Source organism: Pseudonocardia yunnanensis (assembly GCF_039534065.1).
GTDB lineage: Bacteria > Actinomycetota > Actinomycetes > Mycobacteriales > Pseudonocardiaceae > Pseudonocardia > Pseudonocardia yunnanensis.
Window position 1 is genome coordinate 581,823 of sequence record NZ_BAAAUS010000006.1, and the last position, 25,170, is coordinate 606,992.

The window sequence follows — 25,170 nt, forward strand, 5'->3', positions numbered from 1 at the left end:
GCGATCGGGACAGTCAGAGCCGGGCGAGCTCGTCCGTCAGGTCGTCCAGGCCGAGGCTGCCCAGCGACAGCGCGGCGGCGTGCCATGACTTGAGGTCGAAGTCCGCTCCGCGGGCGGCTCTGGCTGCGTCGCGGCCGGCGAGCCAGGCGCGTTCGCCGAGCTTGTAGCTGATCGCCTGGCCGGGCCAGCTCAGATAGCGCACGATCTCGCTGTCGAGAAACGCGCTGGGACGGCCACAGTTGGCGCCGAAGAACTCACGCGCGACCTCGGGCGTCCAGGTCTTGCCCGCGTGCAGCGGCGAGTTCGCGGGGACCTCCAGCTGCAGGTGCATCCCGATGTCGATCACCACCCGGATCGCACGCATCTGCTGGCAGTCCAGGTATCCGAGCCGCGTGCCGGGCAGCGTCAGGTAACCCAGCTCGTCCATGAGCCGCTCTGCGTAGAGCGCCCAGCCCTCCATGTTGGCCGACACGGCCCCGACCGTGGTCTGGAACGTCGAGAGCTGGTCGGCGAGGTACGTCCACTGGGCGAGCTGCAGGTGGTGGCCGGGAACGCCCTCGTGGTACCAGGTGCTGACCAGGTTCCACAGCGGGAAGCGGGACGCTCCGAGCGTCGGCAGCCAGGTGCGGCCGGGCCGTGAGAAGTCGAGCGACGGGAACGTGTAGTACGGCGCTGCCGCGCTGCCCACAGGGGCGATCATGGCCTCGACGGTGCGGACCGGAGCGGGGATGTCGAAGTGCGTGCCGGCGAGCTCGTCCATCGCCGTGTCCATCATCTTCTGCAGCCAGATACGGATCTCCTCGACACCGTCGACCGCAGCGCCGTTCTCGTCGAGATGACGCATTGCGGCGATCGGCGTGGCCCCGGGCAGCACCTTCTCGGCCTCGTGGCGCATCTCGGCGTCGAGGCGCCGGAACTCGTCCCAGCCCCACTCGTAGGCCTCGGCGAGATCCAGATCCGAGCCGGTGCTCAGCCTGGCGCCGAGCCGGTAGCGCTCGGCACCGACGGCGTCGGGCGTGCCCTGCGCGGCGGGGAGATAGACGCGCGTGAGGTGGTCCCGCAGATTTTCAGCGGCGGCAGCCGCAGCTCCGGCAGCCTTCTCGAGCGCGGCCCGCACCGACGGGTCGGTGTCCTCCGGGGCCTGCCTCACGAACGTGTGGAACCAGGAGCCCTGCGGGCCGTCGAGCCACTCGTCGAGCTGACCGACGGCCGTCTCGACCTGTCGTGGCGCCGCGTGCAGACCCCGGCGCGAGCCCTCGTCGAGCGACGCGACGTATCCCGCGTAGGCCTGCGGCACCGCCGCCATCCGGCCCGCGACCACAGCCCAGTCGTCGGAGGTGGTGGTCGGCATCAGCTCGAACAGCTGCCGGACCTCGATGTGCGGACCGATGATGTTGCTCACCGCCCGCAGATGCTCGCCTGCGTCGCTCACCGCCAGCTGGGCCTCGAGGCGCTCGCGCAGCAGACGGGCGCAGCGGCGGTCCTCGTCACCGGCGACCTCGGCGGTGGGGAGCGCGGCGAGCACGGAGCGGTGGAGCTCGTCGATCGCCTCCTGGCCGCCGGGCGAGAGGTCGGGCACCCGGTCGTCGCCGGGGTGGGTGCCCAGCATCGTGGCGACCCTGGGGTCGAGGTCGGACAGGCGCCGCACATAGTCGTCGGCGAGCGCGCGCACCCCGGTGGGAGCGCCGGCGTTCTCGGTGGTCACCCCGTGATCGTGCCGGGCGGGCTCGGCTCGTGCACCGGCTACCCATCCGGGGGAGGCGCCGGCCGGGCACGCGCGGCGGATACCCTCGTGTCGTGACCGCGACCCGCCCCGCACCGGCCGAGCTCGGCCTGGTCGCGCAGCTGAGCCGGTTCGTCGCCATCGGCGTGCTGTCGGCGATGGTCGACTTCGGCAGCTATCAGGGGCTACTCGCGCTGGGCACCTACGTGCACGTCGCCAAGGCCATCAGCTTCATCCTCGGCACCACCACCGCGTACCTGCTCAACCGGCGCTTCACGTTCACGGTCGACGGGGCGGGCCGCGCCAGGTTCGCGGGCTTCGTTCTGCTCTACGGCACCACGTTCGCCCTGAACATCGGGATGAACGCACTCATGCTCGCCGTGCTGCCCGCCATCCCGCTGCGGGTGAGCATCGCCTGGGTGATCGCCCAGGGCACGGCCACGGCCATCAACTTCGTGATGCTCCGCACCGTCGTCTTCCGCCGCTAGACCGCGGTTTCCGGTCCGGCGGCTCACGGCCGCCGGACCGGTGGTGCGTCAGCTGCGGCCCAGCCCGATCCACGCGAAACCGGCCCGGCGGAGCACGTCGGGGTCCAGCAGGTTGCGGGTGTCGATCACCACGGGAGACCCGATCACGCCGCCCAGCGCGTTCCAGTCCAGCGACCGGAACTGCGGCCACTCGGTGAGAACCACCAGCGCCGCCGCGTCCTTCGAGGCGTCCAGCGGGTCGTCGACGACCGTGATCCCGCTGGTCACGCCCGGCACGTCGTGCGGGCAGGCCGGGTCGTAACCGGTGAGCTCGGCGCCCTCGTCGCGCAGGAGCTTCGCAACGGCGAGCGACGGTGAGTCGCGCAGGTCGTCGGTGCCTGCCTTGAACGTGAGGCCGAGCAGCCCGATCCGCTTCCCGGCGAGCTGGCCCCCCACGGCGGCACGGACCTTGTCGACCACGCGCCTCTGGGTGGTCTCGTTGGTCCGCAGGCTCGCCCCGACCAGCTCGAAGTCCATCCCCGCGGCCGCGGCGATCTGCAGGAGGGCGTGGGTGTCCTTCGGGAAGCAGGAGCCTCCCCAGCCCGGCCCGGGCGAGAGGAAGGTCTGCCCGATGCGCCGGTCGTACCCCATGCCCTCGGTGACCTCGATGACGTCGGCACCGAGCCGCTCGCACAGGTCGGCGAGCGCATTGACGTACGACAACTTCATCGCCAGGAAGCAGTTCGCCGCGTACTTCACCATCTCGGCGCTGGCCGCGTCGGTGAGCTGGGTGGGGGCGCCGAGCTTGGAGTACAGGGCGGCCACGCGCTCCGCGGCGTCCTGGGCGTCGCTGCCGACCACGATCCGGTCGGGGTGCAGGAAGTCGTGCACGGCGCTGCCCTCCCGGAGGAACTCCGGGTTGCTGACGACGGACACGTCGCGGCGGCCCAGCATCTTCCGGGTGGCCTCGGCGGTGCCGACCGGCACCGTCGACTTGTTGACCACCACGCAGCCCTTCGGCAGCAGGTGGCGCACCTCGTTGGCCACCGCCTCCACGGCACGGAGGTCGGCGGCGCCTCCCTCGCCCATCGGGGTCGGGACGCAGAGGAACACCACCTCGACCGCGGGCTCGTCCGGCCGCACGATGGCGTTGCGGGCGCCGAGGACGAACTGGAGGCGGCCCGCGGCGACCCCCTCGGAGACGAGCTCGGGAAGCCCGGGCTCGAGGATGTCGATCTCGCCCTGTCTGAGACGGTCGATCTTGTCGGGGTCGATGTCGGCGCACACCACGTGGTGGCCCAGCGAGGCCAGACAAGCGCCGGTGGTCAGTCCTACGTAGCCGGTGCCGATGACGGCGATCCGTCGAGCGAACACATCGGCTCCTCTCGATTCGATTCGGATGGTCTGGAGAGGTCGTGGCGGCTCAGCCGCAGTCTTCGGGGCTCAGCCCCTGGCCGGCGTCGACGCTGCGGTTGTCGCAGCCGACTCGGTTGCGCTCCTTGTTCTTCGTGACGTTGATCGCGTAGCCACCGGCGTTGACCGTGGCGCTGTTGTTCTCGAAGGTGTTGTCCAGGCCCCAGCCGTCGAGAATCTCGTGCACCTGGAATCCGTCCTCCGGGCTGTCGGTGCCGACGTTGCCGGTGATCTGCCAGCCGTTCCCCTTGACGTCCACCCAGGAGTCGGCGTCGGTCATTCCGGCGCCCGAGAACGTGTTGCCGCGCAGCGTCCCGCCCGTGGTGCCTTCCTTGATGTCCACCGACTCCGCGGTGGTCTCGGAGATGGTGTTTCCCTCGATCACGTTGCGATCACTGCGGTCCGGCTCACAGTTGGTCTGGTCGCACCAGTTGCTTTCGGCGCTGCCGATGTAGATGCCCTCGCCGTACTTCCCGTTGCGCAGCCCGGTGCGTCGCACGGTGTTGTCGCGTACCACGTTGTCGGTGCTGTTCTGCCTCAGGTGGATGGCCTCGTCGCCGGTGCCCTCCACGAGAAGGCCCTCGATGAGGTTGCCCTGCGCTCGGTCGGCCATGACGCCCTTCTGGCCGCCCCGGACGGTGAAACCGCTCAGCTGCCAGTACGCCCCGCCATCGAGATGGAAGGTGTAGTCCCCGTCGATGGCCCCGCCGTCGAGGATCGCCTCGCGCGAACCGCAGAGGGCGATCGGTTTGTCGGGGGTGCCCTGGGCGCCGGCCACGAACGTGCCGGGGTAGGTGCCGGGAGCCATGGCGATCACGGAGCCCGGGTGGGCTCCCGCGAGTGCTTCGACGAGCTCGTCCGAGGTGCGGATCTCGGTGGTGGGCTTCTGGGTGCAGGCGGATCCGGCCGTGGGCGCAGGAGCGGGGGCCACGGGCGGCGAGGGTGGTGCCGGGCCCGGGTTGCCGCCGCACGCGGCGACCCCTGCCAGCACCGCTGCGGCCGCCAGAGCGCCGGCCAGCCTCGCCAGCCGCCGTCCGCTGGGGTTCGCCGGCGTCACTTGCGAGCCCCCTTTCCGGAGACGACCGTGACGCGGGTGACCGGCAGTGCCACGGTGGCGGGCGCCTCCTCCGTCCCCGGGCGGGGCGGGGCGGGGGGCCGTGGGCCGGGGCGCGGCATCGGCCGTGGTGCGACCGGGGCGGGCCGGCCGATCGAGGTGATCACGTTGTTGTTGCCCGGGACCGGAGGGCCCGGCGGCACGTTGACGTAGGGGTGCACGTGGTCGTCGCGCAGCCGCCGACGGCGCTTGTGCCACACCCGGGCGGCGATCGGCAGCAGGAGGATGAGCAGCCACAACAGCAGCAGCGGGTGGTCGGCGGCGTAGTCGCGCCAATAGCTCAGCTCGTCCCGGTCGACCGTCCATCGGGTCTCGTCGTTGGCGTTGATGCCGACGGTGGCCGTGACGCCGACACGGTTGATGTCGAGTGCGGCCAGCCCGCGGCCGCCGAGCTTGTTGGTGGTGACCGACGACCCGGTGACGTCACCCACCAGCGAGACGGCGTACCTGGACGCGGCGCGGACCTCGTTCTGCTCGACGGCCGCCGATGCGTCGGTGACCTGCACCGCGATGACCGCGGAGCCGACCCGGTTGGCGGTGACCTGCGCGTTTCGGATGCCGCCGCGCACCGCGATGCCGAACTCCGTGGCGTCGACGGTGTTGCCCGTGATCGCAGGGCGCTCTGTGGCACCCCGTGCGACGATGCCGTCGCGGTTGCCCGAGACGGTGTTGTCGCGCACGACGAGCCCGCCCGCCTCGACGGCGAGGATCCCGACCTCGGTGTTGCCCGTGGCGGTCGAGCGTTCGATCGTGTAGCCCGCGCCCTGCGCGGTGCTCGCCCCGCCGGCGGTTGCTTCGGCGGCGAGCGGGGAGCCGTCGATCCGGAACCCGTTGCCCTTGTTGTCGGCAGCGGTCACCTCGGTGAGGGTGATGCGCTCGGCCCCGCGGGTGGCGGTCACGCCGTCGCGCCCGTTCCCGGTGCTCGTGACGTCGGTGGCGACGACGCCGCTCGTCTCCCGGTGCAGCAGCAGTCCGTCGAGCTCGTTGTCGCGCAGCGTCACGTCGTTGAGGACGACGTCAGTGACCCGGCTGGTGAAGACCCCGTAGTGGCCGCGTTCGACGCGCATGTGGTTGGCCGAACCGGTGGCCGGGGCGCCCGCGCTCCCCGTCCAGGCCACTCCGCCGGTGCGACCGCTCCAGAACCCCAGGTCGGCCGCGTTGACCTCGGTGAGGTCCATCCGGGCCCCGACCGCACGCAGGTAGGCCCGGCCGTCGTTGCGCTCGGTGTCGGCCGCGTTCGCCGCGGGGTCCCAGCTCGTGACGGTGAGCGGTGCATCCGGGCCGCCGGAGAGCGTCAAGGTCCCCTTGAACGCGACCAGCGCAGCGAACCCGTTCGGGCCGCTGGCCATCCGCAGCGTGGCACCGGGCTCCTGGATCCGCAGCTCCGCGCCGCGCCCGACCACCACGGAGCGGCTCAGCAGCCACGATCCGTCGGGGAGCCGGGACGCTGCGCCGAGGCGCTCCAGCGACGGCATGTCGTAGGGCTGGGGGCGCGGGGTGAGGACCATGGTCGAGACGGCCTGACCGGCGGCCGGCACCTCGTAGGGGACGTCGGACGGCGGCCGGTCGCTGACGATCGCGAAGAGCCGGTCGTCCTCGGCCTCCACGAGGGTGGCCTGGTGGTGCTGTGCCTCGGTGGTGGGGGCGCTGGTGTCCTCGCCGTCGGTGGGCGCCTCGACGACTCCGGCCTCCTCGGCGTCGTCGAGCATGCTGCCGGTGTCGGACAGGTCGGGGCCGAGTACCCGCTCCACCATCCCCGTCTGGACGGCGGCCACGGCGATGCCACCGACGACGGCGAGTGCTGCCAGCCGCACGAGCCACTTGCGGCCGGTGCGTGGACCGGCTGGATCAGGCTGCGCCACGGCTGTCCTCCGTCAGGCTGGCCTCGTCCTGGCCCTCGCCGCCGACGAGGTCGGCGCGGCGGGTGAGCCATCCCTGCTTGTTCATGGTCAGGAACGCCCAGGTCTTGATGGGCAGGGCGACGAACATGATCACGAGCGTGACCAGGGGCAGGATGACGATGTCGGACGGGGTGCGGCGCAGGTGCGAGAAGCTGCGGATGGCGCGCCCGAGGAACAGCCAGGCAAGCCCGAGGATCACGGCGAGCTCGCGCTGGGGGCTGAACCAGGCAGCGACGAGGTAGTACACCGTCGCGAACATGGTGACCGGCGTGAAGAGGATCTGGAACACGGTGAGCTGGGAGATCACCGGAACCCGCCAGAGCCAGCCCTTGTAGAGAGCGGTGAGATAGCAGCGGTAGGAGTTGCGGCTCCAGCGCACGCGCTGTTTGCAGAACGCCCGGAACGTCGAGGGGAACATCGACAGCGCCCGTGCGGAGTCCTGGTGCTCGGTGCGGTAGCCCTGGGCGAGCACCAGCCAGGTCAGACGGCCGTCGTCGCCCGCGACACAACGCCTGCCGAGGAAGTACTCGTGCTCGAGGTTCGCGAGCACCGGCATCACTGCCGAGCGCCGGTAGGCCGCGGTGCGTCCGGAGACGCAGACGACGCCGCCGCGGCGGGCCGTGGCGGGCACGTAGTCCATGTATCGCAGGTCGATGATCCAGTCGGCCACCCGGCGCCAGACGCTGCTGCGCGGTTCGTGGACGTTCTGCCGGGTGCCGACGGCACCGACCTTGGGGTTGGCGAAGGGCATCTGCACGGCGGCGAGCAGACCCGGCTCCCATGCGGTGTCGGAGTCGGTGAGGACGAGGACCTCGTGACGGGCGGCGCGGATGCCGACGCCGAGCGCGGAGCGCTTGCCCTCGTGGGCGAACATCATGACGTGGATGCGCCGGTCGTGGCGCGCCATGAGCCGGTCGCGGGCCTCGAGATCCTCCAGGTCGAGCACGATGATCACCTCGGTGGGCCCTTGAGCGAGCCAGGTGTCGAGGCAGCGCATCAGGACGTCGGGGTCCTCACGGAACGACGGGACGACCACCGAGGTGGTGGTCCGGAAGTCGTTGACGAGGGGGCGATATCCGGCTGACATGACCTTGCGGATCAGCCATACCGACCACGAGATCCCGCCGATGATGCCGACCGGCAAGAAGAGCTGCCAGTGCTCCAGAAAGCGGAGCCAATCCCACATCGTTTTCCCCCGATTCTGACCACTATCGAGGGACGAAATTAGCAGCGGGGTACGGACAGCGATCACCTGGAGTGGTGGTGAGAGGTGTTAACGGGGGTTTAACCTTGATCGGTCGAGTCGGGGCTTCTCTGCAGGTCGGAGACCTGCATTGGAGATGCTAGACGCATTCCGTTAACACTCAACCGTCTGCACGACTAACAACAGAAAAAGATACGCCAAATTTGACGTGACCCTAATCACACACGATCGTGTAACGCGTTGTGGCGAGCAGTGACTGCCCAACTGAGGGTCAGGCGCGGTGGAAACGCTCCGCGCGGCCCTGGCGCACCAGGCGCACCCACTGCACGAACTGGCGCGGGCTGCGTTTGGTGACCAGGAAGTACCAGGCGAACCGTGGCACCTCGAGCAACCCGACCTTGCGCATCCCCGGCTGGGACACGAGGTACCCGCGGTTGCGGTAGGTGTAGTAGCGCTTGACGGGGTCGTCGGGGTCGCGGGCGTGCAGCCGTCCGCCGAGCATCGGCTTGTCGTCCTCGGAGCCCGCTGGGTGGAGGTAGGCGGCGCGGAGCGACGTGCCGAACGGCAGGCAGGAGCGCACCAGCCTGCGGTGCATCTCCACCTCGTCGCCCCGGACGAACAGCCGTAGGTCGGGAACGCCGATGACGTCGAGGGTGCGAGCCCGGAACAGCGCCCCGTTGAACAGCGCGGCGACGCCGGGGAGCAGCTCGTCGTCGGCTCCGTGCCCGGAGTCGGCGGCGAGGGCAGCACGCGAGCGGTGCCAGGTGAGGCCGCGGCGCACCGCGAACGCGAGGCGGTCGGGATGGTCCATGTCGGCCACGGTGGGCGACACGGCGGCCAGGCCGCGGCGCTCCGCGAGGTCGACGAGGGTGGCCAGCACGGTCTCGTTGGCCGCCCGGCCGTCGTCGTCGCCCAGCCAGATCCACTCCGCGCCCATGGCGAGCGCATGAAGCATGCCGAGGGCGAAGCCGCCGGCACCTCCGAGGTTGTTCCAGGACGGCAGCCAGGTGGCCGGCAGGCCACAGGCCTCGACGATCTCACGGGCAGGCTGGTCGGGCCCGTTGTCCACGACGATCAGGTGAGCGATCGGGTGGGTCTGTTTGGCGAGCGCTGCGAGCGAGTCGACCAGCATGTCGGTCCGATGGCGGGTGACCACCACCGCGACGACCGAGCCGGCCGCGAGCGGCTCGTTGTTCACCGGCTCGCTTCGATCTCAGCCAGCACGTCGCGGCCCTTGTAGTTGCGCAGCACCTCGCGGAGGGGGCCGTGCTCGCGGATCGTGCCCTTGTCCATCCAGATGGCCGTGTCGCACAGGTCGGCGAGGAACTCGTCGGAGTGCGACGCGAACACCAGGATCCCGGAACGTTCCACCAGCTCGTTGAGCCGGTTGCGTGCCTTGGCGAGGAACTCGGCGTCGACCGCGCCGATGCCCTCGTCGAGCAGCAGGATCTCGGGATCGATGCTCGTGACGACGCCGAGCGCGAGCCGCACGCGCATACCCGTGGAATAGGTGCGCAGCGGCATTTTGAGGTAGTCGCCGAGCTCGGTGAAGGCCGCGATGTCGTCGACCCGCGCCTCCATCTGCTTGCGCGTCATACCGAGGAACAGGCCGCGGATGAGGATGTTCTCCAGCCCGGAGATCTCCGGGTCCATCCCGACGGCCAGGTCGAACACGGGCGCTACCTTGCCGATCACGGAGGAGCGTCCGCGGGTGGGTTCGTAGATGCCCGACATGAGCCGCAGCAGCGTGGACTTGCCTGCTCCGTTGTGCCCGACGAGCGCGACGCGGTCGCCCTTGCGCAGGGACACCGTGATGTCGCGCAGCGCCTCGATGATGGGCACCTTCGAGTCGGTGCCGATCCGGCCGCCTGCGCGGCCGAGCACGGCCTTCTTCAACGAGCGCGTCTTCGCGTCGAAGATCGGGAAGTCGACGGCGGCCCCGTCGAGATCGATGCTGACCATGCCGTCCTCAGACCCAGTACGCGACGCGGGAGCGGTAGTTGCGGAGACAGACGAGCGCCGCGATGCAGCCCGCCACGGTGATGACGCCGACCACGGCCCAGTGGTGCCAGACGATCGGCTCGCCCAGCAGCGGCTCGCGGAGGATCTCGACGTAGTGCAGGACGGGGTTCAGCTCGGCGATTCTGGCGCGCTCGGCGACAGCCGGGTTCTCGAGCAGCGTGTTGTACTGCCACACGATCGGCGTCACGAAGAACAGCAGGTTCGCCAGGCTGGCGATGATCGGCGGGATGTCCCGGAACCGCGTGGCGATGATGCCCGTGACCACCGAGATCCACGCGCCGTTGACGATGAGCAGCGCGAAGGCGGGAATCGCGAGCAGGAGCGTCCAGCCCAGCGGCGGCCGGAAGATCGCGACGAGGATGCCCCACACCACGAGGTTGTGCAGGAAGAACAGTGTCTGGCGCCAGACGAGCCGATAGACGTGGAGACTCAGCGGCGCAGGCAGGAACCGGATCAGCCCCTCGTTGGCGATGAAGACCTCGCTGCCCTCGAGGATGCAGCCGTTGATGAAGTACCAGATCAGCAGGCCGGTGGCGACGTAGGGCAGGAACGTGCGGATGTCCTCGCCGAAGAGGGCGCCGTAGAGGATGCCCATCGCCGTGGCGACAACGGCCATGGTGATGCTGATCCAGAGCGGCCCGAGCACCGAGCGGCGGTATCGCTGCTTGATGTCCTGCCAGCCCAGATATCCCCACAGCGGACGCTGCCGCCATCCCTGCCCGAGGTCATCGAACGCCCGGCGCCAACTGCGGGACGCAGGCGCGTCGGGCATGACCGTCGGCAGGGACGGTGCATCCTCGGCCCGGTCGTCACCGGTGGTCATCGTCTGAGCCACCGGACGAGGGTACCGACGGGTTGTGGGTGGCTCGTGCGGGCCTGCCCCGATTGCAGCAACGCGAGGTCGTCGCCGGTTTGAGGCATGATCGCGCCTCTCCGGTGACCGGTTGTGGCCGTCCGGTCTACAGGTACTGGCCCGTCCCCCGTCCGAGGTGACCCTCTGGGCCCTGTTGCTGCGGAGTGGCTCCGGGCGGTAGTCCTCTGCGCATCTGCTCCAACTGCTGGCGGGCAGCCATCTGCTGGGCGAACAGCGCCGTCTGGATGCCGTGGAACAGCCCCTCGAGCCAGCCGACGAGCTGTGCCTGTGCGATGCGCAGCTCGGCGTCGGACGGGGTGCTGTCGTTGGTGAAGGGCAGGCTGAGGCGGTGCAGCTCCTCGCGCAGCTCCGGCGCGAGGCCGTCCTCCAGCTCCTTGATGGAGTTCTCGTGGATCTCGCGGAGCCGGTTGCGGGACGCCTCGTCGAGCGGCGCCGCCCGCACTTCCTCGAGGAGCTGCTTGATCATCGTGCCGATCCGCATGACCTTGCCGGGCTGCTCGACCATGGTTTCCATACCGCCCTGCTGGTCGCCACCGTCCTCGCCCGACCGCGGTAGCGTCGCCATGCCCACGGGACGGCCGTCCGGCCCGATGACCACGACCTGCTGCTCGCCGCTGTCGTTCGCGTTCTGTTCCGATGGCTGGCTCATTGGTCCCCGTGTTCCCCGGCGAGCAGATGCCATGCCCGCCGCATCACTGTCGACGTCCTGTTTTCCCGATACCGTATCCGCACTGCGACGGGCAGGCGCGTGCTCGACGTCAGTCGTTGCCCGGCGTCACGAGCAGCAACTTCCCGACCACACCTCCGGCCTCCAGCTGCGCGTGAGCCTTTCCGGCGTCGGGCATCGGGACGCTGCCGTGCGTGATCGGCCGCACCTTCCCCTGCTCGATCATCGGCCACACCTGCTCCCGCACGCCCGCGACGACCGCGCCCTTGCCGTTGGGGCCGTCCACCGGGCGGCCGCGCAGCCCCATCGCCGTGACGCTGGCCCGCTTGACCAGCAGCTTGCTGAGGTTGAGCTCGCCCTTCGCGCCGCCCTGGAGGCCGATGATCAGCAGTCGCCCGTCGGGGGCGAGGGCGTCGATGTTGGCGGCCAGGCCCTTGGCACCCATGTTGTCGAGGATGACGTCGGCGCCGTAACCGTCGGTGGCCTTCTTCAGCTCGGCGGGGATGTCGTCGTGGTAGTCGATGACGATGTCGGCGCCGAGCTCACGGCAGCGTTCCAGCCGGTCGGGGGCCCCTGCCGTGGCCGCGACCCGCGCACCGAGGGCCTTCGCCACCTGGATCGCGTGCGTCCCGATCCCGCTGCTGCCGCCCTGCACGAGGAACGTCTCGCCTGCGCTGAGCCGGCCCGCGCCCACGATGTTCGACCAGACGGTGCACGCCACCTCAGGGAGACCGGCGGCCGTCACGATGTCGACGCCGGAGGGCACCGGCAGCAGCTGAGCGGCCGGCACCGCCACCTTCTCCGCGTACCCGCCGCCGGCGAGCAGCGCGCACACCTCGTCGCCGACCTGCCATCCCTCGACGCCGTCGCCGATCTGTGCGATCCGCCCCGAGCACTCCAGCCCGATGATGTCCGACGCACCGGGGGGCGGCGGGTAGTGACCCTGACGCTGCAGCAGGTCGGCGCGGTTGACCGCGCTGGCCACGACGTCGATGACGACCTCCCCCGGGCCCGCTACGGGGTCGGGGACCTCGGTCCACTGGAGAACGTCGGGGCCGCCCGGGGCACTGACCGTGATCGCATGCATGGCCTCGAAAGTATTCGGTCGAGTCCGCCGGTGCAGATCCGGCAGGGTGCCGCCATGACGCCGGAGCCCTGGCCGCTACGCCACCTGACCCTGCGTACCCCGCGCCTGGTGCTGCGCCCCGACGACGACGAGGGTCTGCTCGAGCTCGTCTCGGAGGCTGAACGCGGGGTCCACCCCCCCGAGGAGATGCCGTTCGTCGTCCCGTGGACCGACGACGTCGGCCACCAGACGCTGCAGTACTACTGGTCCGAGCGGGCGCAGCTCGCCCCGGAGAAGTGGACGATCAACTTCCTCGTCCGCCTCGACGGGCGTGTGATCGGCATGCAGGGCTTTGCGGCAACGAACTTCGGGATCCTGCGCGAGGTGGCCACCGGGTCCTGGGTGGGCCTGCGCCACCAGCGCCACGGCGTCGGCACCGAGATGCGCGCCGCCGTGCTGGCGTTCGCGTTCGACCACCTCGGTGCCGTGCGCGCGCGGTCGTCGGCGTTCCGGGAGAACACGGCGTCGATGCGTGTGTCGGAACGGCTCGGATACCGCCCGGACGGCACGCAGGCGCACGTGCGCCGCGGGCAGGCCGGCGAGAACGTGCGGCTGCTCGTGACCCCTGAGTGGTTCGTGCGGCCGCCCTGGACCCTGCAGGTCGAGGGCGTCGACGCCTGCCGTCCGCTCCTGGGAGTGCCCGCTCAGTAGGGCAGGTCGGCGTCCTTCCAGCCGTCGTTGCGCTCTGCGTTCTCGAGGATCTTCTGCCAGCGTGCGGGGCTGCGCTCGGTCTCGTGGAAGTCCGTGGTGGTGGCGTGCCGAAACTCGAGCACCTCCGCGCCCTCGGCACCCGCCGTGTAGCCGTACGCCTTGCCGGCAGGGACGAAGAAGCCGCCGCCCGGCTCGATCACGCGCTTGCCCAGGATGGCCCGGCCCTGGAGCACGTAGTAGAGGCAGTCGCTGTCGTGCGTGTGCGCCGGGAGGATGTAGTTCGGCGCCAGATAGACGCGCACGATGCTGAATCCCTCGGATCCCGCGTGGCAGAACGGGACCAGCGACCGCAGGCCGTTGAACATGGACGTCGCGGCGAACTCCTCGCCGGGGCCCGGGGTGAAGGTGACCTCCGTGAGCATGTCACGGAGCGAGTGCACCGCCTCGCCGGTGAAGATCGAGAACTCGTCGGAGGCCGGGAGGCCGGACGTCGAGCCGTCCGGGTCCTGGAGCTCCTGGGAGCGGTCCGTCGTCGAGGTCATGGGTGGTCCTCTCGTCCGCTGCGCCGTCGCAGGTCGAATCGAACGCTACGGATCAGCGGGCCGACGAGGCCACGCCAGTTCTACTGGACGGAAACCCCACCTCACCATGATCGTCGAGAGATCCGGCTTTTCGTCCTCGGAGGGGCGAACAGACAGATCTCGAACCGATCACTGCGACATTCAGCCGAGGTTGACGCCTCGGGCGAAGGTGTCGCACCGGGTCGGGTCTCCGGTCTGGTAGCCGGTCGCGTACCAGCGCTCGCGCTGGGCGGAGGTGCCGTGGGTGAACTGGCTCCGGTCCACGCGGCCGCCGCCCAGCTGGCTCTGGATGTAGTCGTCGCCGATCCGGGCGGCCGTGTCGAGCGCGGCGGAGACGTCCGCCTGCGTGACGTCGGTGATGAGCGGGCGACCGGATGCCGTCGGCACCGACGTCGCGTGGTTGGCCCATACACCCGCGTAGCAGTCGGCCTGCAGCTCGAGGCGTACCGAGCCCGAGGTCGGACCGGTGTCCCCCGCCCGCACACGCTGGTTCGTCCCCAGGAGGGCCTGGACGTGGTGGCCGTACTCGTGGGCGATCACGTAGGCCCGCGCGAACGGGCCGCCTTCGGCACCGAAGCGCGTCTCCAGCTCGCGGAAGAACGAGAGGTCGATGTAGATCTCGTTGTCGGAGGGGCAGTAGAACGGGCCGACGTCGGCGGTGGCGCCACCGCACCCGGTTCTGACCGAACCGCTGAAGAAGTTGGTGCGCGGTGGCTGGAAGCTGATGTTGGACCGGGCGAACTCGTCGCTCCAGTAGCCGTCGAGCGAGTTGACGACGGCCACCACCTCGCAGTCCAGCTCCGTGTTGGCCTGGGCACCCGACCGGCAGCTCGACGCGGCCTGGGACGTGTCGGCCGTCTGCCCCTGGGGGAGGCTGCCCAGCCCCGACGGGAGCCCCAGCCCGCCCCCGCCCCCGCTACCGCCCCCGCCGAGCGAGGACAGCAGGAAGTAGAGGATCAGCCCGATGATGCCGAGGCCGCCGCCCCCGACCGCGACCCGCCCGCCGACGCCCCCGCCACCGCCGCCCCTCAGGTCGTCGATGTTCGAGGTGTCGAGATCAGCGTTCTCGTCGAACCGCATCGCAGCCTCCCGTGCTCGGGCGCCGATCCCACCACACCTGACAGGGGGTGCGCCTGGTCGGTCGGGCGCCTGTCACCGTCCGTTCACGATCCAGGGCGTTGCGCGACTCGGGTGGAGCTGCAATGCGGTGCCGGCAGCGGGCTACGCTCTCTCCGGAAGCGTGGCAGAGCGGCCGAATGCACTCGCCTTGAAAGCGAGAGACCCGCAAGGGTCCGGGGGTTCAAATCCCTCCGCTTCCGCCAGGTCACGGGGTTGCCCGGCGATCTTGAGCAGCGGTGTTCCAGCCCGGCTGCCGGGCTGAGGCTAGGTTTCGTTGATGGCATGTCGTATCAGTGAGCTCGTCCTCGGTTGCCGTGACCCTGAGGTGCTGGCGCGGTTCTGGTGCGAGGTCCTGGACTTCGTCGTGCTCGACCGCGAGGACGACGGCTCGGTGGAGATCGGGCCGCGCGAAGGGTTCGGCGGTTCGCAGCCGACGATCATCCTCAGTCGCAGGGATGAGCCGGAGCAGGGGAAGTCCCGGCTGCACATCGACGTCAACGCCACCGACCGCGATCAGGACGCCGAGCTCGAACGCCTTCTGAGCCTCGGTGCGCGCCCGGCCGACATCGGCCAGACAGGGCAGGAGCAGTGGCATGTCCTGACCGACCCCGAAGGCAATGAGTTCTGCCTGCTCAAGGCCCGCCTCAACCCACTCTGACCCTAAACGGTCACGCCTCGACACCGGGCACCCCACTGCGCAACAGCGCGCAGGTTGACGATCGAGCTGAGTGGCAGCAATAAGGAATTGGTGCGCCACAACCGGGTCAGGGTGCATGCGCAATCACCTGCCGCCGTGCTCGCCATGGACTGATCCAATTATGACCTTCGTCATCTTTCGACGTCGAACCTGCACTGGCAGATTCGACGCGGGCCATGGTTCGTAGGCCGTCCACGCCGCCGGGGTAGCGCGATTTACCCGCGTTCTGAAAGCGACCTTGCAGTCCCGTGAGATCTGGAGACGCCGTGCCGTACACGATCGACAGCATCGACCCGTTCCGCACTGCAATGATTGTTCTGGACATGCAGAACGATTTCATCGCCGAAGGGGCACCCATGCAAGTCAAGCAGGCCTCGGCGATGGTAGGGACGCTGTCCGACACCCTGGGTTTCTGCCGCACCACGGGCATCAAGGTCGTCTACACGGCTCATGTCCATCGCAGGGACGGTTCAGACATGGGCCTGTACGACGAGATCGTCCCGCAGATCGCCGAGCGCGCCGCACTGGTGGACGGAAGCCCGGGTGCCCAGATTTTCCCTGGCCTGTCCCCGGCCGAGGGTGAGCATGTGATCAAGAAGCATCGATACAGTGCATTTTTCGCCACCGATCTCGACCTGATGCTGCGCGAGTGGGGTGTCGACACCGTCGTGATTTCGGGGAGGACCACCGAGTGCTGCTGTCACGCGACGGCACGCGATGCGATGTTCCACAACTATCGTGTGGCATTCCTCTCTGGCGTGACGGGAACTGTCGACTACCTCGAGGTCGGCCAGGGCGGCCTGTCGGCCGACGATATTCACCGCACGACACTTGCGATACTTGCGCGCACCACGGCGCACGTTATGACGGCTGCCGAGTTCCGGGTGTTGGCGGCCGGTGAACCTTCGGTGTAAGGGGCGGTGAGGTGACGCCGAGCGCATGAGCGATCAAGGGAAGACGTCGGGGTCGAGGCCGATACGGCGACCGTTGTCGAGTTTCGCGATCGCGGCCATGTCCTCGTCGGACAGCTCGATGTCGAGGATGTCGATGTTCTCCCTGATCCGCGACGGCGTCACCGACTTGGGGATCACGATGTTGCCGAGCCGGAGATGCCAGGCCAGCACGATCTGCGCGGGCGACTTGCCGTGCTTCTCCGCGAGCCCGGCGATCGTCGGGTCCGCGAGCAGCTCACCGCCCTTGGCGAGCGGGCTCCAGGCCTCGGTCGCGATCGCGTGCTCCCGGAGGTAGGCGCGCAGTTCGCTCTGTGGGAGCCACGGGTGCAGCTCGATCTGGTTCAGCGCGGGCAGCGTGTCGGTCTCCGCCGCGAGGCGTTCGAGGTCGGAGATCCGGAAGTTGGAGACGCCGATCGCGCGTGCCTTACCGTCGGAGACGATCTTCTCGAAGGCCCTCCAGGTCTCCACAATGCGTTCGGCCCGCGGGCGCGGCCAGTGGATCAGGAAGAGGTCGACCTGGTCGAGGCCTAGCCTCTGCAGGCTCTCGTCGAGTGCGGCGATCGCCTTGTCATAGCCGTGGCGGTCGTTGGCCAGCTTCGTGGTGACGAACAGCTCCGCGCGCGGCAGCCCGCACGCGCGGATGGCCTGACCCACGAGTTCCTCGTTGCCGTAGGCCGCGGCCGTGTCGATGTGCCTGTATCCGGCCTCGATCGCGTCGCGCACAACGACAGCCGACTCGACCGGCCAGGAGCCGAACCCGAGCTGCGGGATCTCGACGCCGCTGTTCAGACGGATGATCGGTATTTGCGCTTGAGACATGGGCCGAGGCTACCCATGTCGCAATGCCCCGCACCACAAATCGTAATCAGGGTGGCCGAGGAGCTGAATAAGATAACTCCCGAGGGTTATTGCTGGCCGCGGAGGGACGACCCGAGGCTCGTGGCGCGGCCGCATCAGGGTCTCGCAAGAACTTCACAATCGGGTTGGTTTGTCTCTTTTGCGGAAGGATGAAAAGGAGGCGGATCCGCGGTGACAATGCTCACGTCGTCAGCTGTCGGGCGTCATCCTGTGAAGTAAATTCTGTGCTGTGCCGGATGGCGAGCTGAGAGTTCAATCATTCCAGTCGGATCGGATCGACGATACGGCGATCAGCTACCTCGTTGAGTTTCTCGATCAGCAGGCGGCAATGTCGGCCGTGAGCGAATTGCGGGACTGGGCGCACGAGGCTTTGGCGGTAGGTCCGGGGCAACGTGCGCTGGAGGTCGGCAGCGGCACCGGCTCCTCGGTCCAGCGGCTGGCGGCTGCCGTCGGCCCGGATGGAGAGGCGATCGGTCTGGACGTGAACACGGGATTGTTGGCCGTGGCGGAGGGCAGAGCGCGGAGCGCCGGTTCGGCGGCCCGGTTCGTGCACGGAGACGTCTATGCGGCCCCGTTCGCGGACGGATCGGTCGACGCGGTGCTGTGTGAACGCGTGTTCCAGTTCTTGGATCGCCCTGAGCGCGCCGTCGCCGAGATCGCGCGAGTGCTGCGGCCGGGCGGAAGGGTGGTCTTGATCGACAGCGACTGGTCAAGCGCGACCTTGTATCCGGGCGACCTCGAGGTGCTGCGGACCGTGGAGTCGATGTTGGCGAGCCGGCTCCATGGCCGAGAGCCGCTGGCGGGCCGCAAGCTGCGGAGCTGGCTGTCAGGAGCGAGCTTGACGGTCACCGATCACGAGGCGCGAACGCTGTTTCTGCCGTACGAGATGTTCCTGAACGCCGGGCTGCTGGCGTTGATCGACATGGCCGTGACTCGCGGCGAAATCACGGCAGAGCAACGGAAACAGTTCCTCGCCGGGCTGGCGGACGCTCAGAGCCGGGGCGAGTTCCACGCCTCGGTCACGATGTTCGCCGCGGCGGCCTACCGGTGAGGTGATCTCAGCGAGTTACCCCGACTTCGAACCTTCGCTGCAGAGGACCTGAGTGCCATGGACGATATCGTCGCCGACCAGATCGGCTATTACCGCGCGCGTGCCGGCGAGTACGACGAATGGTGGTTCCGCATGAACCGCTACGACCAGGGCGTCGAACGCAATGCGGCGTGGTTTCGCGAGGTGGCCGAAGCGGAAGAGGTGCTGGCTGCGGCAGGCCCACGGGGCAACGCATTGGAGATCGCGTGCGGCACGGGCCTGTGGACGCGGCATCTGGCGCCCAGGGTCGAACGGCTACTGGCCCTCGATGCCGCCGAGGAGTCGATGGCCATCGCGCGGGCGCGGGTGGACGCGCCCAACGTGACCTATCTCGAGGCCGACATCTTTTCGTGGCGGCCGAGCGAACGTTATGACTTCATCTTCTTCGGATTCTGGATCTCACACGTTCCGCGCTCGCAATGGCCCGGTTTCTGGAAAATGCTGGCCGATGCGTTGGCGCCCGGCGGCTCGATCTTCTTCATCGACGATCGCCGGCATCCCCGTGGTGGAATCAGTACGGGCGATCGCTGGCAGAGCGGTGACGACGAGCGTGAGACGCGCATAATGAACGACGGGCGCCATTATACGGTCGTCAAGAACTTCTTCGTGCCGCACGATCTCGAGGCCGAACTTGCCGCGCTCGGCTGGCGCGGCTGGGTGCGAGAAACCCAGGAATTCTTCATCTACGGAAGCTTCACCCGTGTCTCGCCCGACCCCCAGGTGCTCGCCGAGCTCGCCCCGCTGCTCGAGACGATCGGCGAATCCGAGCCCCCGGCCGCCGGCGACGTCGAGAACAGCCGGCTCTACGCCCGCCGGGTGTTCGACCACGTCACCGAGCGCTGGACTCCATCGGAGGGGGTCGGCGTCGAACGGCACGAGCTCGTGACCGATGACGGCGCGACACTCGCGCTCGACTGGTATCACCCGCTCGCCGCGGAGCACCCCGGCAGCGCCGCCCTCTACCTGCACGGCGGCGGAATGATCTTGGGCCTCGAGCACGTCGGTGATCTGTTCGATCTCATGGTGCGGAACTACGTCGCGACGTCGGGCGTGCCGATGCTGGTCGTCGACTACAGGATCGCGCCCGAGCACCCGTTCCCCACGCCTGTCGAGGACTGCTATGCGGCGCTGAACTGGCTCGCCGAGCATGCCCAGGCGCTCGGGGTGGACCCGAACCGGATCGGGGTGATGGGCGACAGCGCAGGCGGCAACCTGGCCGCCGCCGTCTGCTTACTGGCGCGCGACCGGGGCGGACCCCGCGTGGCGCAGCAGCTTCTGATCCATCCGATGCTCGACGACCGGACGACCACGCCGGATCCGCTGCTGTTGCCGTTCGTCACCTGGACCTACGACGACAACATCACCGGCTGGGGCGCTTTGCTCGGCAACCTCGCAGGCACCGACGAGGTCTCGCAGTACGCCGCGCCGGCACGCGCCACCGATCTCACCGGCCTCCCCGACACCTACATCGACGTCGGTGATCTCGACATCTTTCGCGATGAGGACGTGGAATACGCCAGGCGGCTGTCGGATGCCGGCGTTCCGACGGAGCTTCACCTGTACCCGGGATGCATGCACGCGTTCGATGTGCTGGCGCGCAAAGCGGATGTCTCGCAACGAGCAATCGCCGCTCGGGTGCGTCGCCTCTGCGCCCTGTGACTACCGCCGAAAACCGGCGGCGAAATGCTGTGCTTCCCGCGAATTTCGTACTTTGGTGACGCGAAAGGTTCACAATGACGGCTGCTCGGACATCGGTTCACGAATTCGTCGTCGTGGGTGCAGGCAGTGCCGGGTGCGTCATCGCGGCCCGGTTGTCGGAGGACAAGAATGTTCGTGTTCTCCTACTGGAGGCGGGCGACCCAGGCCCGTTGGACCGTGCCGCCGCACCACCTGAATGGCTCAGCCTGTTGGGCTCGTCGATGGACTGGTGCACCCCCACCGTCGAACTCGAGGCGACCGGGGCTCCGATGCCGTGGCCGCGCGGGCGCGGTCTCGGAGGGTCCTCCGCCGTCAACGGCATGGTCTTCACCCGTGGACACTCCTCCAGCTACGACGCCTGGGTCGAGAGCGGAGCGAAGGGGTGGGGCTTTCTCGACCTGCTCCCTTACTTCATGCGAACCGAGAACACCCCGGGTCGCGACTCTGGGCTGCGGGGGCGAGGTGGTCCGTTGACGGTCGCTCCGGCGAACGAGCCACATCCGGTGACACAGGCGCTCCTGGACGGGGCGGTTCAACATGGCCTTCCGAAAGTGGAGGACGTCAACAACGGTGTGAGCGAGGGGGTGGGGCATGCGGATCTGAACATCGTCAACGGGGTCCGGCAAAGTGCTGCGGACGCATACTTGGCGCCGGTTCTGCACCGGACGAACCTCGACGTGGTGACCCGCGCGACGGCGCGTCGGCTGCTCGTCGAGCGGGGTCGCTGCACCGGTGTCGAGTACACGATCGGCAGCGAGGTCTTCCGAGCTGTCTGCACACAGGAGGTCGTGCTCACGGCGGGCGTCGTCGGGTCGCCGCAGCTGCTGTTGCTCTCCGGGATCGGCCCGTTGACCCATCTCCGCGAGGCCGGCATCGCCGTGACGCTGGACCTTCCGGGTGTCGGTTCGAATCTGCACGACCACCCGATATCGACGGTCGTCTACCGCGCCGCGCAGCCGATGGTCCCGGGGCGGTCCAACCACGCGGAGGCGATCGGCCTGGTGCGGAGCGGCCCGGCCGCCGACGTGCCCGACCTGCAGCTCCTCTTCGTATCGATCCCGCACTACGCCCCGGTGCTCGTCGGCCCGAACAACGGTTACTCGATCGCGTTCTCGGCCATGCGTCCACACAGCAGGGGAACGGTCCGGCTGAACTGCGCCGATCCCACCGGTATCCCCCTCGTGGACCCCGCTTACCTCACGGACGAGCGGGACCTGGACGTCATGATCGCGGGGCTGCAGCTCGCCCGTGACATCGGCCGGGCCCCCGCGCTGGATCCGTGGCGCGGCGAGGAGGTGCTACCCGGTCCTGCGGTCCGCGACGAGCGCGGCATGCGTGGTTACCTCCGCACGAACCTGCTCCCGTACTTCCACGGTGTGGGGACGTGCAGGATCGGCACCGACGACGGTGCGGTCGTCGCCCCGGACCTCAAGGTGCACGGCATCGACGGGCTCCGCGTCGCCGACGCCTCGGTGATGCCCTCGATCGTCTCCGCCAACACCAACGCCACGGTCTACGCCATCGCCGAGCGCGCTGCCGACCTGATCTCCGGTCGAGGGCCGACAGGGGTTCCGGGCGCGGCGGTCGACGAGCTCGGCCGGTCCGGGTGTCTCGACGCCTACGATCGTTCCACCCGCTGACGGCAACCACCGGGCGACACGGCGGAGCCGCGGGCCGAACCACCGGCGGAGCGCTGCGTCCAGGCCCGGTCCGCCTGCCCACGCCACATAGCCGTCGGGGCGAACGAGCTGCGGCCCCGGGCCCTCACGGGTCTCGACGCGGTCGGCCCAGCCCGCGGGCAGTGCCGCGCCGACGAGCACGCCACGGCCGTCGGGTGCGACCGGGATGTCGGTGGCGCGACCAGTCGTGTCGGGGTAGGTGATCCCGATGCCCGACAGCTCCGACGCGATGGCGCGGCGGGCGTCGGGGACGGCGATCAGCCAGGCGACGATCTCTCGGACGGCCGACGCGTCGGGGTCGGGCACGCCGAGTACCGCCTGCGCACGGGTACTGACCAGCACACGGGCTGCGATCGGGTGACGTTCGTCGTGGTAGCTGTCGAGCAGCCCGTCGGGGGCGTGCCCGCGGACCTGCGCGGCCAGCTTCCAGCCGAGGTTCACCGCGTCCTGCAGACCCAGGTTGAGCCCTTGCCCGCCGACCGGGAGGTGGATGTGCGCCGCGTCGCCCGCGAACAGCACGCGGCCGTGGCGGTAACGCTCCAGCTGCCGTGCGGCGTCGCCGAACCGCGAGGCCCAGAGCACCTCTCCCACCTCGATCCCCGGCCCGTGCACGGCGGTCAGCGCCCGCTGCAGCTCGTCGCCGTGACGGGCGCGTCGCGGCCGAGCCGCTGCTGTTCCTCGCCGACGACGACCACGCGATGGCGCCCACCCGAGAGAGGCAGCAGGAACCCCGACGCGAGCGACGGCAGCCCCCAGCGGTCGGCGAGCCCGGCGGGTTTCCTGGCGAGCGTGAGGTCGGCGACGACCAGCGAGACCCGCGCCGAGGTGCCGGGGAAGGCGGCCCCAGCAGCGTCCGGACCGTGCTGTGCCCGCCGTCGGCCGCGACGAGCCACCCTGCCCGGTGGCGGCGCCCACCCGCCGTGACGGTGACGCCCTCGCCGTCCTGCTCCACGGCGGTGACGGCCGCGCCGCGCCGTACCGGTGTGCGCAGCCGCGCCTCGATCGCCGCAGCCACGTGCGTCTGCTCGACGCCGAGCTGGTACGGGAAGCGCGTCGGCAGGTCGGCGTAGTCGATCGGGATGCCCGAGAAGTGCCCGGCGGGCAGCCGCGCCTCGGCGTGCGGCTCGACCGCCGTGAGCAGGCCGCGGTCCGCCAGCACCTCGACCGACCGGGGCTGCAGACCGAGTGCCTTCGACTGCGTGGTCGGCCGGGCGTCGCGCTCCAGGACCAGCACGTCGAGCCCGGCGCGCTCCAGCTCGAACGCGGCCATCAGGCCGGTCGGGCCGCCGCCCGCCACCAGGACGTCAGGCATCGAGGTGTTCCTTGCGGAGGTACCAGACGTGCCAGGCGATCAGGCACGCCAGCGCGGCGAACCACACCACGGTGGTGACCAGGGAGATGAGGTCGATCGGCAGCGTGTAGACGAGCACGATGTGCACCACCGCATTGGCCAGCAACACGGCACCCCAGACGGCCGTGTTGATGCGCAGCCCGCGCCGGAACCGGGCGTCGGTGTCCCAGCGGGAAGCCCAGGCGGCGGCCCCCTCGGCGCCCCGCTTGACCTCGGCGATCGTGCGGCCCAACGTCAGCTGGGCGGGCCTGCCGACGACGACCGTGACCAGCATCCACGCGCCGAACAGGCCGCCCAGCGCGGCGGTCCACCCCTCCCGGATCGCGAGGGTGCGCGGGTCGTCCGACAGCAGGCCGAGCACGACGGAGAGCACCAGGACGCTCAACGTGACCAGGGCGGGGAGATCGACCCGGCGGTTGCGTACGACGGTCCAGACCACATACGGCGCGGCCACGAGGACGCCGGCCATCAGCGCCCACCACTGGCTCACGCCCGCAGCGCGCAGACCGTAGAACAGCGCCATCGGCACGACCACCTCGAACACGACGGTCATCACGTTGGCGCGGATCACCCTGCGTAGGCCCACGTCGGGCACGGTCTTCTCGCTGATCATCATGCGGATCCCCCCTCGGGATCGGGTGCGGTCGCCCGCACGTACAGATCGGCGAGCTCGCGGCCGAGGCGGGCGAGCTCGGTGGGTTCGGGTGCGGCGTCGGCCGCGGTGACGACAACCGCGTCGAGGCCGGAGACGAGCGCGAGAGCCACGGTCCGCACGTCGAAGGGTCGGAAGGCGCCCGCCGCCTGCCCGGCGCGGAAGTGCTCCTCGAACACGGCGAGTCGTCCGTTGACGGCGGGGCTCTGCGAGACGGCGTTCTTCACGATGTCGATCAGCGCCCGGACGGCCGCGGGGTGCTCGCCGACGAGCGCGATGTTCGACTCGACGTAGGCGCGCAGCTGCGCGACGTGGCCGTCGGCGGCGTCGATGCGCGGCTGCATGAACGCGCCGGTGACCTGCTCGATCTCGGCGACGCACGCCGTGAGCAGGTCGTCCTTGCCGGCGAAGTGGTAGCTGATCATGCCGGTGCTCGACAGTCCCGCGTGCTTCGCGATCCGGCTGAACGACGCCTTGGCGTAGCCGACCTCGGCGATCACCTCGATCGCCGCCGTCACGATCTGGGCGCGCCTGCCCGACCCGGTGAACGTCCTTGCTTGCATGGGCAGAAATTAGCTCAGTCGAGCAAGACTGTGCAAGCAAGATCCGAGGACGTGGATCCGTGAGGCCGCCAGGACGACGAGGAAGGGGGCCGATCGGCCGGGACGGTGCTGACCCGCAGCCGCGATGTCCACGCGGCGGCGAACGGCTCGTCCGCAGGTCAGACCGGCACCCTTGGCATCGTGGCCGGCCAGACCACTCGCCCTCGATCCGCGATGGGATCGATCAGCACGACGGCCTTCTGCGCGAGCCACCAGTTCGACGGCATCTTGTCGCCCTGGTCGGTCCGGCGCCGCTGCGCGCCGGCGCTTAGCCACCGGCGAAGCGCATCGAGGATCGCGTCGGAGGATGCCCCGGGAGGGACGGCAAGGCTCCGAATCATGAGATCGACTCGTCGCCCCGTGAACCGCGACCACCGCGGCAACTGGCGGTGCTCGAAGTGGTCGGGGTAGGAGTTCCGGCCGTGCTCCGACACCCCGAAGTCGACGTGTCGCTTGCGCTGACCGAACGCGAACGGTTGGCCCGGGATCGCCGCGTAGAACGTCCACACGTCGATGTCCTTGACGCCGGTTGTGCCATCGAGACGGTGGAGCGCAGCTCCCTGTGCAAGCGCCACGCAGAGCCGGCGTGCTGAGTACTCCGGACGACCCTGCCTGCGGGTGAAGTGACGGTGGTCCTCGTCGGCGATCACCGACAGATGTGCAAGGTGAGCATCGGTCAGTGGTGCGTACGAGCGCTCTGTCGCTTCCGTCGTCACGTCGGCAGTTCT

General features: G+C 69.4%; 24 protein-coding genes, 1 tRNA gene and 3 pseudogenes. 9 read left to right on the top strand and 19 right to left on the bottom strand.

From position 1 onward, the window contains the following. Nucleotides 1-13 precede the first annotated feature (13 nt). Nucleotides 14-1,705 (bottom strand): DUF885 domain-containing protein, encoded by a 1,692-nt coding sequence (locus ABD743_RS08960; RefSeq protein WP_344720608.1) that lies wholly within the window; start codon nt 1,703-1,705, stop codon nt 14-16. Between the two features lie 92 nt (nt 1,706-1,797). On the opposite strand from ABD743_RS08960, the gene ABD743_RS08965 reads away from it, so the two are divergent. Then, the gene (locus tag ABD743_RS08965; protein ID WP_344720610.1) at nt 1,798-2,211 is read left to right on the top strand and encodes a GtrA family protein; all 414 of its coding nucleotides are present in this window, start codon (nt 1,798-1,800) and stop codon (nt 2,209-2,211) included. A gap of 48 nt (nt 2,212-2,259) precedes the next feature. On the opposite strand, the gene ABD743_RS08970 is transcribed toward ABD743_RS08965, so the two are convergent. The 9 genes from ABD743_RS08970 to ABD743_RS09010 form a co-directional block, all read right to left on the bottom strand. Continuing rightward, nucleotides 2,260-3,564, bottom strand: coding sequence for a UDP-glucose dehydrogenase family protein (locus ABD743_RS08970; protein WP_344720611.1), 1,305 nt, complete (start codon nt 3,562-3,564; stop codon nt 2,260-2,262). Nucleotides 3,565-3,613: 49 nt separating this feature from the next. Further along, nucleotides 3,614-4,660 (bottom strand): right-handed parallel beta-helix repeat-containing protein, encoded by a 1,047-nt coding sequence (locus tag ABD743_RS08975; RefSeq protein WP_344720613.1) that lies wholly within the window; start codon nt 4,658-4,660, stop codon nt 3,614-3,616. Continuing rightward, nucleotides 4,657-6,579 (bottom strand): right-handed parallel beta-helix repeat-containing protein, encoded by a 1,923-nt coding sequence (locus tag ABD743_RS08980; RefSeq protein WP_344720615.1) that lies wholly within the window; start codon nt 6,577-6,579, stop codon nt 4,657-4,659. The genes ABD743_RS08975 and ABD743_RS08980 overlap by 4 nt, the downstream gene beginning before the upstream one ends. Next, nucleotides 6,566-7,804, bottom strand: a complete 1,239-nt coding sequence (locus ABD743_RS08985; protein ID WP_344720617.1) for a glycosyltransferase — start codon at nt 7,802-7,804, stop codon at nt 6,566-6,568. Before ABD743_RS08985 ends, ABD743_RS08980 begins: the two co-directional genes overlap by 14 nt. Before the next feature lie 289 nt (nt 7,805-8,093). Further along, the gene (gene glfT1 / locus ABD743_RS08990; RefSeq protein ID WP_344720619.1) at nt 8,094-9,020 is read right to left on the bottom strand and encodes a galactofuranosyltransferase GlfT1; all 927 of its coding nucleotides are present in this window, start codon (nt 9,018-9,020) and stop codon (nt 8,094-8,096) included. Then, a complete protein-coding gene (wzt, locus tag ABD743_RS08995) occupies nt 9,017-9,784 on the bottom strand; it encodes a galactan export ABC transporter ATP-binding subunit Wzt/RfbE (protein ID WP_344720621.1) in 768 nt (255 codons plus the stop codon). Before wzt ends, glfT1 begins: the two co-directional genes overlap by 4 nt. Nucleotides 9,785-9,791: 7 nt before the next feature. After that, nucleotides 9,792-10,616: a galactan export ABC transporter permease subunit Wzm/RfbD gene (wzm, locus tag ABD743_RS09000; protein ID WP_241042440.1), complete on the bottom strand. Its 825-nt coding sequence runs from the start codon at nt 10,614-10,616 to the stop codon at nt 9,792-9,794. Between the two features lie 187 nt (nt 10,617-10,803). Continuing rightward, nucleotides 10,804-11,367, bottom strand: coding sequence for a bacterial proteasome activator family protein (locus ABD743_RS09005; protein ID WP_379659021.1), 564 nt, complete (start codon nt 11,365-11,367; stop codon nt 10,804-10,806). A 109-nt stretch (nt 11,368-11,476) separates the two neighbouring features. Then, a complete protein-coding gene (locus ABD743_RS09010) occupies nt 11,477-12,472 on the bottom strand; it encodes an NAD(P)H-quinone oxidoreductase (RefSeq protein WP_241042414.1) in 996 nt (331 codons plus the stop codon). Nucleotides 12,473-12,526: 54 nt separating this feature from the next. Between ABD743_RS09010 and ABD743_RS09015 the strand changes: the two genes are divergently transcribed. Beyond that, nucleotides 12,527-13,162: a GNAT family N-acetyltransferase gene (locus ABD743_RS09015; RefSeq protein WP_344720623.1), complete on the top strand. Its 636-nt coding sequence runs from the start codon at nt 12,527-12,529 to the stop codon at nt 13,160-13,162. Here ABD743_RS09015 and ABD743_RS09020 read toward each other — a convergent pair. Then, complete coding sequence (locus tag ABD743_RS09020) at nt 13,156-13,704, bottom strand: cupin domain-containing protein (protein WP_344720625.1); 549 nt, start codon at nt 13,702-13,704, stop codon at nt 13,156-13,158. The two genes, ABD743_RS09015 and ABD743_RS09020, sit on opposite strands and share 7 nt — an antisense overlap. Nucleotides 13,705-13,884: 180 nt before the next feature. Then, nucleotides 13,885-14,823, bottom strand: a complete 939-nt coding sequence (ypfJ, locus tag ABD743_RS09025) for a KPN_02809 family neutral zinc metallopeptidase (protein WP_344720627.1) — start codon at nt 14,821-14,823, stop codon at nt 13,885-13,887. Between the two features lie 154 nt (nt 14,824-14,977). On the opposite strand from ypfJ, the gene ABD743_RS09030 reads away from it, so the two are divergent. From ABD743_RS09030 to ABD743_RS09040, 3 genes are all read left to right on the top strand, one after another. Further along, nucleotides 14,978-15,065 (top strand) — tRNA-Ser (locus ABD743_RS09030). Between the two features lie 74 nt (nt 15,066-15,139). Next, a complete protein-coding gene (locus ABD743_RS09035) occupies nt 15,140-15,520 on the top strand; it encodes a VOC family protein (RefSeq protein ID WP_344720629.1) in 381 nt (126 codons plus the stop codon). A gap of 305 nt (nt 15,521-15,825) precedes the next feature. Beyond that, nucleotides 15,826-16,473: a cysteine hydrolase family protein gene (locus tag ABD743_RS09040; protein ID WP_344720630.1), complete on the top strand. Its 648-nt coding sequence runs from the start codon at nt 15,826-15,828 to the stop codon at nt 16,471-16,473. A gap of 33 nt (nt 16,474-16,506) precedes the next feature. On the opposite strand, the gene ABD743_RS09045 is transcribed toward ABD743_RS09040, so the two are convergent. Then, nucleotides 16,507-17,331 (bottom strand): aldo/keto reductase, encoded by an 825-nt coding sequence (locus tag ABD743_RS09045; RefSeq protein ID WP_344720631.1) that lies wholly within the window; start codon nt 17,329-17,331, stop codon nt 16,507-16,509. A 268-nt stretch (nt 17,332-17,599) separates the two neighbouring features. Between ABD743_RS09045 and ABD743_RS09050 the strand changes: the two genes are divergently transcribed. The 3 genes from ABD743_RS09050 (at nt 17,600) to ABD743_RS09060 (ending at nt 21,798) form a co-directional block, all read left to right on the top strand. After that, the gene (locus tag ABD743_RS09050; protein WP_344720633.1) at nt 17,600-18,421 is read left to right on the top strand and encodes a methyltransferase domain-containing protein; all 822 of its coding nucleotides are present in this window, start codon (nt 17,600-17,602) and stop codon (nt 18,419-18,421) included. Between the two features lie 57 nt (nt 18,422-18,478). Then, the gene (locus ABD743_RS09055) at nt 18,479-20,119 is read left to right on the top strand and encodes an alpha/beta hydrolase fold domain-containing protein (RefSeq protein WP_344720635.1); all 1,641 of its coding nucleotides are present in this window, start codon (nt 18,479-18,481) and stop codon (nt 20,117-20,119) included. Between the two features lie 113 nt (nt 20,120-20,232). Beyond that, the gene (locus ABD743_RS09060; protein ID WP_344720637.1) at nt 20,233-21,798 is read left to right on the top strand and encodes a GMC family oxidoreductase; all 1,566 of its coding nucleotides are present in this window, start codon (nt 20,233-20,235) and stop codon (nt 21,796-21,798) included. Nucleotides 21,799-21,882: 84 nt separating this feature from the next. Here the strand turns inward: ABD743_RS09060 and ABD743_RS44415 are convergent. After that, nucleotides 21,883-21,978: pseudogene (locus tag ABD743_RS44415) on the bottom strand (hypothetical protein); the annotation flags it as partial. Nucleotides 21,979-22,045: 67 nt separating this feature from the next. Between ABD743_RS44415 and ABD743_RS44420 the strand changes: the two are divergent. After that, nucleotides 22,046-22,198, top strand: coding sequence for a hypothetical protein (locus ABD743_RS44420; protein ID WP_379659032.1), 153 nt, complete (start codon nt 22,046-22,048; stop codon nt 22,196-22,198). Nucleotides 22,199-22,233: 35 nt separating this feature from the next. On the opposite strand, the pseudogene ABD743_RS44425 reads toward ABD743_RS44420, so the two are convergent. The 5 genes and pseudogenes from ABD743_RS44425 to ABD743_RS09080 form a co-directional block, all read right to left on the bottom strand. Beyond that, nucleotides 22,234-22,752: pseudogene (locus tag ABD743_RS44425) on the bottom strand (FAD-dependent monooxygenase); the annotation flags it as partial. After that, nucleotides 22,718-23,149, bottom strand: a pseudogene (locus ABD743_RS44430) (FAD-dependent oxidoreductase); the annotation flags it as partial. The pseudogenes ABD743_RS44425 and ABD743_RS44430, both read right to left, overlap by 35 nt. Further along, the gene (locus ABD743_RS09070) at nt 23,142-23,804 is read right to left on the bottom strand and encodes a VC0807 family protein (RefSeq protein ID WP_344720639.1); all 663 of its coding nucleotides are present in this window, start codon (nt 23,802-23,804) and stop codon (nt 23,142-23,144) included. The pseudogene ABD743_RS44430 and the gene ABD743_RS09070, both read right to left, overlap by 8 nt. After that, the gene (locus tag ABD743_RS09075; protein ID WP_344720641.1) at nt 23,801-24,403 is read right to left on the bottom strand and encodes a TetR/AcrR family transcriptional regulator; all 603 of its coding nucleotides are present in this window, start codon (nt 24,401-24,403) and stop codon (nt 23,801-23,803) included. The genes ABD743_RS09070 and ABD743_RS09075 overlap by 4 nt, the downstream gene beginning before the upstream one ends. 158 nt (nt 24,404-24,561) lie before the next feature. Then, nucleotides 24,562-25,158, bottom strand: coding sequence for a hypothetical protein (locus ABD743_RS09080; protein WP_344720643.1), 597 nt, complete (start codon nt 25,156-25,158; stop codon nt 24,562-24,564). Nucleotides 25,159-25,170 lie beyond the last annotated feature (12 nt).

Coding starts and splice junctions, on each gene's coding strand:
- ABD743_RS09010 (WP_241042414.1), bottom strand. CDS start 12,472: ATGCATGCGATCACGGTCAGTGCCCCGGGCGGCCCCGACGTTCTCCAG.
- wzm (WP_241042440.1), bottom strand. CDS start 10,616: ATGCCCGACGCGCCTGCGTCCCGCAGTTGGCGCCGGGCGTTCGATGAC.
- ABD743_RS09045 (WP_344720631.1), bottom strand. CDS start 17,331: ATGTCTCAAGCGCAAATACCGATCATCCGTCTGAACAGCGGCGTCGAG.
- ABD743_RS09075 (WP_344720641.1), bottom strand. CDS start 24,403: ATGCAAGCAAGGACGTTCACCGGGTCGGGCAGGCGCGCCCAGATCGTG.
- ypfJ (WP_344720627.1), bottom strand. CDS start 14,823: ATGCGGTTCGACGAGAACGCTGATCTCGACACCTCGAACATCGACGAC.
- ABD743_RS09035 (WP_344720629.1), top strand. CDS start 15,140: ATGGCATGTCGTATCAGTGAGCTCGTCCTCGGTTGCCGTGACCCTGAG.
- wzt (WP_344720621.1), bottom strand. CDS start 9,784: ATGGTCAGCATCGATCTCGACGGGGCCGCCGTCGACTTCCCGATCTTC.
- ABD743_RS09070 (WP_344720639.1), bottom strand. CDS start 23,804: ATGATGATCAGCGAGAAGACCGTGCCCGACGTGGGCCTACGCAGGGTG.
- ABD743_RS09055 (WP_344720635.1), top strand. CDS start 18,479: ATGGACGATATCGTCGCCGACCAGATCGGCTATTACCGCGCGCGTGCC.
- ABD743_RS09005 (WP_379659021.1), bottom strand. CDS start 11,367: ATGAGCCAGCCATCGGAACAGAACGCGAACGACAGCGGCGAGCAGCAG.
- ABD743_RS09020 (WP_344720625.1), bottom strand. CDS start 13,704: ATGACCTCGACGACGGACCGCTCCCAGGAGCTCCAGGACCCGGACGGC.
- ABD743_RS08985 (WP_344720617.1), bottom strand. CDS start 7,804: ATGTGGGATTGGCTCCGCTTTCTGGAGCACTGGCAGCTCTTCTTGCCG.
- ABD743_RS44420 (WP_379659032.1), top strand. CDS start 22,046: ATGCCCGACAGCTCCGACGCGATGGCGCGGCGGGCGTCGGGGACGGCG.
- ABD743_RS09015 (WP_344720623.1), top strand. CDS start 12,527: ATGACGCCGGAGCCCTGGCCGCTACGCCACCTGACCCTGCGTACCCCG.